This is a genomic window from Bartonella vaga (assembly GCF_037070895.1).
Classification (GTDB): Bacteria; Pseudomonadota; Alphaproteobacteria; order Rhizobiales; family Rhizobiaceae; genus Bartonella.
Genome location: NZ_JAYMZK010000007.1, coordinates 44,827 through 58,394 on the forward strand (window position 1 = coordinate 44,827; position 13,568 = coordinate 58,394).

General features: G+C 36.9%; 8 protein-coding genes. 4 read left to right on the forward strand and 4 right to left on the reverse strand.

The window, feature by feature from the left end; genetic code table 11:
* Positions 1 to 22: 22 nt before the first annotated feature.
* Positions 23 to 538, reverse strand: a complete 516-nt coding sequence (gene ssb, locus WCP76_RS05175; protein WP_336294621.1) for a single-stranded DNA-binding protein — start codon at positions 536 to 538, stop codon at positions 23 to 25.
* 331 nt (positions 539 to 869) lie between these two features.
* Between ssb and uvrA the strand changes: the two genes are divergently transcribed.
* The 4 genes from uvrA (at position 870) to WCP76_RS05195 (ending at position 6,567) form a co-directional block, all read left to right on the forward strand.
* Complete coding sequence (gene uvrA / locus WCP76_RS05180) at positions 870 to 3,770, forward strand: excinuclease ABC subunit UvrA (protein WP_336294622.1); 2,901 nt, start codon at positions 870 to 872, stop codon at positions 3,768 to 3,770.
* Positions 3,771 to 4,056: 286 nt separating this feature from the next.
* Positions 4,057 to 4,395, forward strand: coding sequence for a P-II family nitrogen regulator (locus WCP76_RS05185; RefSeq protein WP_336294623.1), 339 nt, complete (start codon positions 4,057 to 4,059; stop codon positions 4,393 to 4,395).
* A 58-nt stretch (positions 4,396 to 4,453) separates the two neighbouring features.
* Complete coding sequence (gene glnA / locus WCP76_RS05190; RefSeq protein ID WP_336294624.1) at positions 4,454 to 5,863, forward strand: type I glutamate--ammonia ligase; 1,410 nt, start codon at positions 4,454 to 4,456, stop codon at positions 5,861 to 5,863.
* Positions 5,864 to 6,021: 158 nt separating this feature from the next.
* Positions 6,022 to 6,567 carry a hypothetical protein gene (locus WCP76_RS05195; protein ID WP_336294625.1) on the forward strand — a complete coding sequence of 182 codons (546 nt, stop codon included), beginning with the start codon at positions 6,022 to 6,024 and terminating at the stop codon, positions 6,565 to 6,567.
* A gap of 37 nt (positions 6,568 to 6,604) precedes the next feature.
* On the opposite strand, the gene WCP76_RS05200 is transcribed toward WCP76_RS05195, so the two are convergent.
* From WCP76_RS05200 to alaS, 3 genes are all read right to left on the reverse strand, one after another.
* On the reverse strand, positions 6,605 to 7,387 hold the full coding sequence (locus tag WCP76_RS05200) for an ATP12 family chaperone protein (RefSeq protein WP_336294626.1): 783 nt from the start codon (positions 7,385 to 7,387) through the stop codon (positions 6,605 to 6,607).
* An 829-nt stretch (positions 7,388 to 8,216) separates the two neighbouring features.
* Positions 8,217 to 9,200, reverse strand: coding sequence for an RluA family pseudouridine synthase (locus WCP76_RS05205; RefSeq protein ID WP_336294627.1), 984 nt, complete (start codon positions 9,198 to 9,200; stop codon positions 8,217 to 8,219).
* Positions 9,201 to 10,785: 1,585 nt separating this feature from the next.
* Positions 10,786 to 13,449, reverse strand: a complete 2,664-nt coding sequence (gene alaS / locus WCP76_RS05210) for an alanine--tRNA ligase (RefSeq protein WP_336294658.1) — start codon at positions 13,447 to 13,449, stop codon at positions 10,786 to 10,788.
* Between the last annotated feature and the right edge of the window lie 119 nt (positions 13,450 to 13,568).

Below are 13,568 nucleotides of genomic sequence, written 5' to 3' on the forward strand. Positions count from 1 at the left end.
TAGTACTATACCTTAAAGACTATTAAAAAGGTACATCATCATCTAATTTGTGTGAAAAACTTTCTTCCAATTGGCTATTGTTTTGACCAAAAGCTGTTTTTTTATTTGAGCTACTATCAAAACCACTGCTAGTATAACTTCCACCTACCTGATTTACTCCGTGCACTTGCTCTCCAGCAACTACTCCACGCCCATCAAGCATTTGTAATTCACCACGGTATTTTTGCAGAACAACCTCGGTTGTGTAACGATCATGACCATTTTGATCTTGCCACTTTCGTGTCTGTAACTGACCTTCAATGTAGATTTTGCTGCCCTTTTTTAGATATTGTTCTACAATTTTTACAAGGTTTTCATTAAAAATAACGATACTATGCCACTCTGTGCGTTCTTTTCGCTCATTTGTATTGCGATCACGCCAACTTTCTGAAGTAGCAATACGCAAATTTGCTACTTGATCACCAGAATTCAAACGACGGACTTCAGGATCCGCGCCAAGATTACCAATTAAAATAACTTTATTAAGGCTACCAGCCATCACATAAACTCCAAAATCTTAATTTGCAAAATAGTCTCTGTTGTATAGTGCTAATTATCATCTTAACTTTACCATTTGCATATCTACACGTGCCCCTCAATGTAGATTTTAACCCTTTCTCAAAGATCGTATTATGTAATTATAGCAAAAGATGATAACAACGCATAGTTTATTCCATCGTCAGAGAATAAAAAGCTACTCTCTAATATTTTTTCCACAGAAGTTGCGCTTTATTTATTCCATTAAAGCAATTAAACATTTTGTAATTCCCAAAAACAGTTTTACTTTACTCTAGATGATCAATTCTTACCACATATGCCAAGGATAAAATATGACTCATCAAAAATACATTTCCATTCGCGGCGCACGTGAGCATAACCTTAAAAATATTGATCTCAACCTCCCTCGTGACAAATTAATCGTTATCACGGGACTTTCAGGATCAGGTAAATCATCTTTAGCTTTCGATACAATTTATGCCGAAGGTCAACGCCGCTACGTTGAAAGCCTTTCTGCCTACGCACGCCAATTTCTGGAAGTGATGCAAAAACCAGATGTCGACCAGATAGATGGACTTTCCCCGGCCATCTCCATTGAACAAAAAACAACTAGCCGTAACCCTCGTTCAACAGTTGGCACTGTCACAGAAATTCATGACTATATGCGTCTTCTTTTTGCGCGCATCGGTGTTCCTCATTCCCCTGCGACAGGACTCCCTATTCAAAGTCAAACGGTAACCCAAATGGTTGATCAAATTATGGGCTTACCAGAAGGTACGCGAGTTTTTATTATGGCTCCCTTAATACGAGGACGAAAGGGAGAATATAAAAAAGAACTAACTGAACTTTTAAAAAAGGGATTTCAGCGTGCTAAAGTCGATGGACAATTCTATGAAATCCCTGATATTCCTCCTCTTGATAAAAAATATAAACATGACATAGATGTAGTGGTAGACCGAGTTGTTATAAGAAGTAACATTGCCTCTCGCATAGCAGACAGTATGGAGACCTGTTTACAGTTAGCAAATGGTATCGCTATCGCTGAAATAATAGAGCAACCTCTGGTACAAAAAGAGACTACACGAGAATTTACCGATAAACAAAAAAGTGAAGCGCACAAACGGCTTATCTTTTCAGAAAAATTTTCTTGCCCCATATCTGGATTTTCTATCCCTGAAATTGAGCCACGGCTATTTTCATTCAATAACCCTTTTGGCGCTTGTCCTCTTTGTGATGGGCTTGGCATAAAAAAGGCAATAGATCCGATGAAAATTGTGCCAAATAAAAATTTAACCTTAAAGGATGGAGCAATCGCACCTTGGTCTAAATCCTCTTCACTTTACTATAACCAAACCTTAGAATCATTAGGCAAAACTTACGGATTTAATCTTACAGATAAATGGTATACACTCTCAAATGAAGCACAGCGTGCTATTCTCTATGGCACAAAAAGCAAAAAAATTTCCTTTATTTATAAAAACGATTCAAGTTTGCACAAAACGACTCAACACTTTGAAGGAATAATTCCAAATATGGAGCGGCAATGGAAAGAAGCCGACTCTACGTGGTTACGTGAAGAAATTGAGCGTTACATGTCTTCTTCGCCCTGTCCATCCTGTCAAGGTTATCGTTTAAAACCAGAAGCGCTTGCTGTTAAAATTCACGGAATGCATATTGGACAAATCTCGGAGCTTTCTATTCTAAAAGCTGATGAGTGGTTTGCCAATATTCATAAACATCTAACTGAAAAACAGCGTAATATTGCAGTACGTATTTTAAAAGAAATTCGTGAACGCTTAGCTTTTTTAAATCATGTAGGACTCGAATATCTTACCTTATCCCGAAGCTCAGGCACTCTTTCAGGTGGAGAAAGTCAGCGTATTCGGTTGGCATCCCAGATTGGTTCTGGTCTTACAGGTGTCCTTTATATTCTAGATGAGCCATCCATAGGATTACACCAGCGCGATAATGAACGCCTTCTCAAAATGCTGCACCATCTGCGTAACCTTGGCAATACGGTCATTGTTGTTGAACATGATGAAGATGCCATTCTTACTGCAGATCATGTAATTGATATGGGTCCTGCTGCAGGCGTTCACGGTGGAGAAATAACAGCGCAAGGCACGCCACAGGAAATTATGAAAAATCCATTTTCACTCACAGGTCAATATCTTTCAGGAAAAATGACTGTTAGAGTGCCTACTCAACGACGCAAAATCTCAAAATCAAAAATGCTTAAAGTCATTGGAGCCAAAGGAAATAACCTTAAAAATATCAATGCTAGTATTCCTCTTGGAACCTTCACATGCATAACTGGCGTATCAGGTGGAGGAAAATCAACATTTCTCATTGAAACTCTTTTCAAAGCTGCATCACATCATATCATGGGGAGTCATCACAGCCCCGCACTCTATGATAAAATTGAAGGATTAGAATTTCTTGATAAAGTTATTGATATAAACCAGGCCCCTATTGGACGCACCCCACGCTCTAATCCAGCAACCTATACAGGTGCATTTACTCCAATCCGTGAGTGGTTCGCTGAACTTCCAGAATCAAAGGCTCGCGGTTATAAAGCCGGACGTTTTTCATTTAATGTTAAAGGGGGACGTTGCGAAGCATGTCAAGGTGATGGAGTTATCAAAATTGAAATGCACTTTTTACCTGATGTTTACGTTACTTGCGATATCTGCAAGGGAAACCGCTACAATCGAGAAACCCTAGAAGTAAAATTCAAAGGAAAGTCTATAGCGGATGTTTTAGATATGACAATCGAAAAGGCTGAGGAATTTTTTCAAGCTGTTCCCAGCATTCATAACAAAATGAAAACCCTCATTAAAGTTGGTCTCGGCTATATCAAAGTAGGGCAACAAGCCACAACCCTTTCCGGTGGTGAAGCCCAACGAGTGAAACTTGCTAAAGAACTTTCACGCAAAACAACGGGTCGTACACTTTACATTTTAGACGAACCAACAACAGGTTTGCACTTCCATGACATTTCTAAACTCCTTGAAGTACTCCATGAACTTGTCGAGCAAGGTAACACAGTCGTAATCATTGAGCATAACCTTGAAGTTGTAAAGACGGCTGACTGGATTATCGACTTAGGACCTGAAGGTGGAGAACGTGGCGGTGAAGTCGTTGCAGTTGGGCGCCCTGAAGACATTATTAATGTTTCCGCTTCCTACACAGGAAAATTTCTTAAAGAAATTTTGCTCCGTCGACCTTTATAATTTTAAATTTTAAGGTAGCACTTATTATAAATTAAGGTATGGTACAATAAGAGAAAAGAAAATATCTTTTACTTATATCATTTTGATTCTTTTTAAGCCTTGTAAACTTTTTCAAAAAGAACGATGACACTTCTATTTGTATGACAAGATAAATTTTCAAAAAGTAATGTCTTGTTATACAATTTTTGATTTTTTGTGCACAAACTACCTGTTGAACATCTCACAGTTGTCAATATAAGGTGATGCAGTTTAACAAAGACAAAACAACGTTGGAGACAATTTCAACATGAAAAAGATTGAAGCCATTATCAAACCTTTCAAACTTGATGAAGTAAAAGAAGCGCTTCAAAAAATTGGTTTACACGCCATTACAGTAACCGAAGCGAAAGGTTTTGGTCGTCAAAAAGGACATACAGAACTTTATCAAGGTGCTAAATATGTTGTTGATTTTCTACCAAAAGTAAAAATTGAAATTGTTGTTGCTGATGAAAAGTTAAAACAAACGGTTGATGCAATACGTAAAGCAGCCCAAACAAAACATATCGGAGATGGAAAAATATTTGTTATTTCCATTGATGATGCCATTCATATCGGCTCTGGCGAATCTGGAAACGATGCTCTTTAATAGATAATGATAAAATTTCACCCTTTTATCTACTTAGCCACACACAAGGAAATTGAACATGACAACCGCATCAGATATTATCAAGCAGATTGCAGACAACGAAATTCGTTTTGTCGATTTACGCTTTACAGATCCACGAGGAAAATTGCACCATATCACTATAGATATCTCAGAAATCAATGAAGATACATTTAGTGATGGTGTGATGTTTGATGGTTCTTCAATTGCTGGATGGAAAACAATTAATGAATCTGACATGGTCTTAATGCCAGATCCTCAAACAGCACATATCGATCCTTTTTTTGCTCAATCTACTTTGGTCATATTTTGTGACGTACTCGATCCTGTCTCTGGAGAATTTTATCGTAGAGATCCCCGCTCTATCGCAAAAAGAGCTGAAGTTTACATGAAATCTTTAGGAATTGGAGATACTATCAATATAGGTCCAGAAGCAGAATTTTTTATCTTTGATGATGTGCGTTATAAAACTGAACCTTACAATACAGGATTTAAGCTCGATTCAAGCGAACTTCCATCCAATGATGATACGGAGTATGAGGTGGGCAATCTCGGTCATCGCCCACGAATGAAAGGAGGATACCTTCCTGTTCCTCCTATTGATTCCTGCCAAGATATGCGTTCTGAAATGCTAACAGCACTGAAAGATATGGGCGTTCAAGTGGAGAAGCATCACCACGAAGTAGCAGCAAGCCAACATGAACTGGGCATTCGTTTTGATACTCTCGTTCGCGAAGCTGATAAAATGCAAATTTTTAAGTATGTCGTACATCAAATAGCAAACAGCTATGGAAAAACAGCAACGTTTATGCCAAAACCAATTTTTGGTGATAATGGTTCAGGCATGCATGTTCACATATCTATTTGGAAAGATGGTAAACCAATTTTTGCAGGAAATGAATATGCTGGACTATCAGAAACTTGTTTATTCTTTATTGGTGGTGTCATTAAGCATGCAAAAGCAATCAACGCCTTTACAAATCCATCCACGAACTCTTATAAGCGTTTAGTACCTGGTTATGAAGCTCCTGTTCTTCTTTCTTATTCTGCACGCAATCGCTCTGCGTCTTGCCGTATTCCAATGAGCCCTTCGCCTAATTCAAAACGCGTAGAAGTGCGTTTTCCAGATCCAACAGCAAATCCCTATTTAGCATTTGCAGCACTCTTAATGGCTGGTCTTGATGGTATAAAAAATAAAATTCACCCTGGACATGCTATGGATAAAGACCTTTACGATCTTCCATTAAAAGAGCTTAAAGAGATCCCCACAGTCTCAGGAAGTCTACGCGAAGCACTTGAAGCACTTGATAAAGATCGTAGCTTTCTTAAAGCCGGAGATGTTTTTGATGATGATCAAATTAACTCTTTCATTCAAATAAAAATGCAAGAAGTTTTACGCTACGAAACAACTCCCCATCCTGTAGAGTTTGATATGTACTATTCTGTTTAAAGAATAATAATTCATTATTTTTGATTAAAAAATGGAGGCCTTAACCTCTATTTTTGCGGGTATTTTTCTCCTTGAAAGAGTACGAATGGCCTTTTTCCAATTTGCTTTTTCTGTATAATTTTAATTAAATCCGTTCAAATCAATTATCAAGGTTTCCAATGCTTCGAATTTGTCCTATTTTTCTCTTTCTTTTATGCTTTGCTTTTACTGTATCAAAAACTCAGGCTCACACAGTTACAAATCAAAAACTCATAGCTCTTGAAAAAGCAGTGTTTGCTTACAGTCAAGCGATTCAAAATGCCGATGTAAATGCTATTTTAAATGCTATTCCTCCTCAAATTATCAATAGCTTAATCGCAAAAAAGAATCTCGGTAAATCACAATTCCGGAAAATCATGAAAAACCAAATAGAACAGCTAAAAGAAAATTATAAAATTGAGAGCATCCACATCGACCAAAAGCAAAAACGTGAAGGAAAACTTGATAATGGTACCCCTTATTTTGTTATGCCTGTAAATTTTATAACCACAACAAATACTGGAGAAAAGCGCTCTATTCAAACTGAGGTTATTGCTCTTCTTTACAATAACCAATGGTATTTTCTACATGGTAATGACAAAGCAATCTTGGAAATAAGCAGTGAAATATTGCCTGGGTTAAAAGAGATAGAAATAAATCGCAAGAAAGTCAAAAAAATGTCATAGCTTTAGAAAAAGCCATAAATAAAGAGAATTTTTCTTTTTACAAACATGTTTTAATAATTATAGCAGCAGCGTTAAATTCAACTTTTTTATGAGTACGGCGTTCCATTGCTTCTTCATCAGATCCCCACTGCCCGATCATCCAATCTTCATCTAAGTGGGAAATATCCCAAGCATGATCTATATCAAGCTTTCCTGCAGCAACAGCAAGAGCGATAAGAGCCGACCCTGTTAAGGTTGTCATCGTATGAAGTGCAGCAAGCATATAAGGAGATTCAACTTTACGCAAATAATTGCTTACCGCTTGAATAGCTTCCCATGATTGTTCAATATGCATGAGCCCTTCTATCAAATGAAACCGCGCACCAAGTTTTTCTTCTGCCCAATCTAATAAAGGATCCCACTGTTTGCATTGTCTCTGCACCAACTCTTTCGGTGTTTGTGCACGATAAAAAATCATATCGCATGCAACAAAACGCAATAAATCTTCAAAAACAGGCTGCATATCATCAGCTATACCGTCAATAACAGTATTAACAAGGCGTGTAATTGGCATTGTTGCTGGATCAATGACTTCTTTTTGGCTTGCAAATTCCTTCACCACTAACTTGGCAAATGCTTCCGTTGGCACGAGAAAACGACGCTTTGCCGGCGTTTTAACTGGAAATCCATCCAATAATATAGACTTCCCTTCCACTTCACTGGAAATCTTCACTTCGTGATAAAATCGTTTAGGTAACAGCTGGCATGAAAGATTTTGAGTCTTTTGAGTGGAGTTTTTTTTATACAATGGCATATCAAAATAATCTAAAATTTCACGCATATTATTTTGCCTCTTATATTTTGTTCCGTAAACTTAAATAAAACTTAGAAATAAAAAGTGGAGAGCTAGTAACATGCCTTTATAAAGAACAGAAACGTTAACAGAGAAAATTTCTACATCAATAGAAAAAATTGATAAAGAGTTTTCCTCTCATCGAGGAATAACTTCTAAAGTTTGTATAAATAACTGAAAGTCTTTGCGGCCATTTTATTGATCTATTTTTTTATTTTTAAAATTATAACACAATGAAGAGAGATTCCACTGTGTTACAGAAAGTAGCTTAACATTGATAAAGATTATGAATTTTCAGAGAAATGATATCAGATTTTAATGCGTTTACCAAAAACTATGATAGCAATCTGTGATGATCGCCACCTCGCTTTTTAGCACGTATATCTCTACTGCCAAATATAACAAAATCAACATGAAAAGAAGAGTCCTAAAAGAAAATTTACTACAGAATTTCATTCTGTGATAAATAATTTAAGCTAAGTTCTGTGTTTATCTCCACTCTAAGAAACTGGAACAATTTTGCACAAGCACCAAAAACCTTTTAAGGATTTTAAAATACGCACCTTATTCCAAATAAAAATTTGCCCTTATTTTAAAACTGAACGATCCAAACTCGGTGGAGCACTCTCTAACATCATTCGTCAATATATCGAATAAAAACAATACCTGATTAGTAAAACCGCAAATATACTTTATATTATTGCCCTTAATGAAGATATTCTATGCCACAACAGGATACACGTTATACACATACCCCCTTCACAAAATCTATATATACAATTTACACAAATAAAAAAACAAGCTACAAAATTTTCTCTTATTTTTTCTCAGCATCATCCTCATTAAAAGCCAAAAGATTAAAACTTTGTACCATATGTGGTGGTAAAGGTGCGACAATATCCAATATACCTCCTGAAGGATTAGGTATACGAATACGACGTGCATGAAGATGGAGTCGATTTTGAATTCCTCCCGGCAATATCCAATTATTATCGGAAAAAAAATATTTAGAATCTCCAATGATGGGATGATCCATATGGGCAGCATGTACACGTAACTGATGTGTTCTCCCCGTATAGGGTTCCATTTCAAGCCAAGAAAGAGCACGTCCCCTGGTATCTAAAATGCGATAATAGGAAACTGCATGGTTAGAATCTGGCTCCCCATGTTCACAAACCTGCATTTTATCACCTTCCTCTGTAGCTCTCTTAACCATCCATGTTGAAATTTTATCCTTCTTTTTTTTAGGAACACCACGGACCAATGCCCAATAAGTCTTTCTCGTTTCCCGGGTTCTAAAAGCAGCCGCTAAAGTTTGTGCAGCATTCCTTGATCGTGCAACAATGAGCACACCTGATGTCTCACGATCAAGACGATGAACCAAACGCGGTTTTTCACCTTTTTTATTACGCCACGCCTCAAGCATACTATCCATATGGCGCGTTAAGCCAGAACCTCCTTGTACAGCTAACCCCGCAGGCTTATTAAAAACAAAAATTTTTTGATCTTCATAGAGCAGCATTTTTCTTAAAACAGTTTCATCATTTTCTCCCCGAAGGGTTTTATCCGTTACAGGAAAGCTTTTTTTGTCATCAACAGGTAAAGGCGGCACTCGAACAGATTGCCCCATAAGAAGACGCGAATCAGCTTTAACACGCCCACCATCGACCCGTATTTGGCCAGAGCGCAGTAATTTTTGTAAATATCCAAATCCAACTCCTGGGTAGTGCACTTTAAACCAACGGTCTAAGCGCATTCCATTTTCGTCTTCCTCAACCTTTTTTATTTCTACACCTGCCATAAAAATTCCTTTACCAGATAATTTTATTGGTCCACTTTTGTATCTTATCTTTATAAACTAAAAAACAATATCCTATAGAATTAGCTTTATCACATCATATTACAGTCGGTATCCAAAATTGCATTTCTTACCATTATAAATTTTATTAGCTAACAGCTTAGCAGCTACAAGAATTGACAATCTTTATGCTTGTGCAATAGCCTGTAGAGATAATCACCTGTATTCTGATTTAAATTCCACGCATGTGTCCTGACATATCTAAACAAAGAAATGCATCTGTTTTAATCTGTACTGGCTAATATTCTTTAGCTCTTATCACCATTGCAGAACCTATTTTATTTGCATGCATCATTGACTCAATTGTAGAGAAGCCAGGTATTATCCCAACTCTTATGATTTAGCTATTCTTAGTATTTCATATATTATTGCTTATACCCCATTATTTCTGCGCAGTTGCTAACCACTTGCCACGTAGAGGTCGGTTAATTATTTTAATTGAATCTTTCGAACGTATTATTGCTGTGCCATTCATTTACATCAATAGCACAAAACTTCTAATGCTCTTCATATACCCTTTCCTGCCCACAAGCTCCGTGTTAACTTCATAACTTGACTTTATGCGTCAACAGCTCTCAATAATTTTCTACTTATTCGTTCTCAGTCCCATTGTCTTTGACATGAATTGGCATCTCTCAACAGTAATGTTCGCACTCACCATAACCTATGCATTAACTGCACATTCAAGATACTAAAAACAAAAGATGGGAAAACCACTGTAGCAAGCTATTATGATAACTTTTTAAAACATATCACTGTCTCAATTTCTAACGTTTGCATCGTCCAAAGCCACAACTAAATAAAGGAAGAAAATTTAACATCTTTTCCGGTATACAAGAAATTTTTACAAAGCACCAAATCATGTTCTTAATTGGTGAAATTTTGCGAATAGCTTAAACTATTTCAACAGGTTGTATCCTTATTTTTAGAGCTTTTTTGTAAAAAAAGGCTAATTAGACAGAAGAAAAATGATATCTCTCGTCAAATTATTTACAATAAATAATTAGCTTTCTGGATCAAACTAACAATTCTATTAATTTAGACGTGTTTTAACAAACAAAACAATAAGAATTTTTTGGCAATGAAAGATACAACCTTTCATGTTAATGAACATGAAAATCTACCGTTCCTCCAAAATTATTAAGAATACAATATAATTCTATCACACTACCTATAATTTCAAAATTCTTCTCAACCTGTTTTGAATATTGCACTTGAAGTTAAAACAAAGAAAACCATTACGATTATAGAACAAAAAAGCCGATGTTGCACTATTTCTAAGATGAGATCACTTAATTGAAAAAGGAAGCATTCAAGAATTAATAGATAAAGACAGCGGCTTCTATAAACTGCTTAACGATGGAGGTTTAATAACCAATAAACTTCAATAGCAGGAAAGGATGAAACCTAATCCCTTGCACAAAGCCATGACGGCATAGAACAACATACTCCATCTTTAAAGAAAAATCATATCTAGGCTACAAAATCTCCTTTCGTTAAGAAACCTAGAAGCTCCAAAATACAAATATTATCCTTCAAGAAAGGCTTTTAATGTAGTAAGCGCATCATAAGCTTTGTCCCCCTCAGGACCACCAGCCTGCGCCATATCAGGGCGACCACCACCGCCTTGACCACCAAGAACACCTGAAAGAATACGAACTAAATCGACGGCATTCAACCGATCAGTTAAATCATGAGTAACCCCGACAACAGCAGTTCCCTTATTATCCTCTGAAACACCAATGAAAGCGACTACTCCGGACCCAATCTTCTTCTTTCCAGAATCCACTAATGTTTTAAGATCGCGTGGTAAAACATTTTTTACAACATGTCCTATAAAAGAGATACCATTGATGACGCTAATATCTTCTTGATCATTCTTTATAGCCTCATTACCCAGAACAATTTTCTTGCGTGCATCATTTAATTCTTTTTCAAGTTTACGACGATCATCAAGAAAAACTCTAATACGTTCTTCTACGTCAGAAGAAGAAGTTTTTAAAAGGTCAGCAATTTCACCAATTCTCTCATTTTGGCGGCTAAGATAAAGGCGTGCGGCTGTACCTGTTAAAGCCTCAATACGGCGAACTCCAGCTGCTACAGAACTTTCAGAAACAATATGGATTAACCCAATATCACCTGTTCTCTGCACATGAGTGCCTCCGCAAAGCTCTATTGACCAATGTCGTTTTAACCCTTCATCTTCCAGTCTATCCCCCATAGAAATAACACGAACCTCATCACCATATTTTTCACCAAATAATGCCACAGCTCCTTCAGAAATTGCATCATCTACCGCCATGAGTCGTGTTATTACTTCATTATTTTGTAAAACAATATCATTTGCTAAATCTTCTATTTTTTTCAACTCTTCTGAACTAACTGATTTTGGATGAGAAAAATCAAAACGCAACCGATCCGGTGATACAAGAGAACCTTTCTGAATAACATGGGATCCCAATACTTGACGTAAAGCTTCATGTAACAAATGGGTAGCAGAATGATTCATACGAATTTTCTTGCGGCGAACAATATCAACAGTTAATTCTACACAATCAGATACCTTTGCGTGACCAGACTTCACTTCTCCAATATGGATAAAAATACCATCACCCTTTCTCTGAGTATCGTGCACATCAAAAATAAACTTTTCACTAGAAATAGTACCACTATCACCAATCTGCCCACCAGATTCACCATAAAAAGGTGTTTGATTAACAACAAGAATAGCCTTCTGTCCTGAAGAAATATGATCAACAATTTTACCATCGAGTAAAAGAGCTGTAATAATACCTTCAGATTTTTCTGTTTCATAACCCAAAAATTCTGTCGCTCCCACTTGATCAAAAACAGAAAACCAAATTGCTTCTGTTGTAGTATCACCGGAGCCAGACCAATTTGCCCGTGCTTCTTTTTTTTGATATTCCATAGCTTTATCAAAAGCATTAACATCAACAGATATTCCACGATGCCGAAGAACATCTTGCGTCAAATCAAGTGGAAAACCATATGTATCGTAAAGCTTAAAAGCTACTTCACCGTCAAAATGATCACCTTCTTTAAGATTAAGACTCGCTTCATTCAACAAACCAAGCCCTCGTTCAAGAGTTTTTCGAAAACGTACCTCTTCTAACTTTAAAATTTCTGAAATCAAGGATTCAGCACGTACTAATTCAGGATAAGCTTGCCCCATTTGGCAGACTAAAGCAGGAAAAAGACGCCACATTAATGGTTCTTTAACACCAAGAAGATGAGCATGACGCATAGCACGACGCATAATACGACGTAAAACATATCCCCGACCTTCATTGGAAGGCAGAACACCATCAGCAATCAAAAATGCAGATGAGCGAAGATGATCAGCAATTATACGATGGCTCGCAACAAAATCACCACTTGCCCTAACCCCCGTTATATCTTCTGACGCACCAATTAACGCACGAAAAAGATCAATGTCATAATTATTATGAACTCCCTGCAAAACAGCAGCGACACGCTCTAATCCCATACCAGTATCAATAGAAGGATGAGGTAAATCAACACGTTCTTCCTTGCTCACCTGCTCATACTGCATGAAAACAAGATTCCAAATTTCAACAAAGCGATCGCCATCTTCATCAGCACTTCCTGGTGGGCCCCCCTGTATTTTATCACCATGATCATAAAAAATTTCTGAACAAGGGCCACAAGGTCCTATATCACCCATCGCCCAAAAATTATCAGTCGTTGCAATACGGATAATTTTTTCTTCTGGAAGACCTGAAATTTTATGCCATAATTCAGCAGCGACATCATCACTGTGGTAAACAGTCACCAATAATTTATCTTTTGGAAGACAAAATTCTTTTGTTAAAAGATTCCATGATAAAAAAATGGCTTCTTCTTTGAAATAATCACCGAAAGAAAAATTACCCAACATTTCAAAAAATGTATGATGACGCGCCGTATAGCCAACATTATCAAGATCATTATGTTTCCCACCAGCACGAACACATTTTTGTGCAGTTGTCACCTGTTTATAAGAACGCTGTTCAAGTCCAGTAAAAATATTTTTAAACGGCACCATTCCGGCATTCACAAACATAAGTGTAGGATCATTATGTGGAACAAGAGGGCTAGAAGAAAGAACTTTATGCCCATTAAGATGAAAATAATTCAGAAAAGTTGACCGTATGCTATTAACACTATTCATATTGACACCTGTAGAGTACAGCACAAAACCACATTCTCCCTTCATTAAATGCTCTCTTTGCTACACACAGAGCTAACTTAATTAAAGGGCGAAATATTCTTTTTAAAAGCTAAAAAACA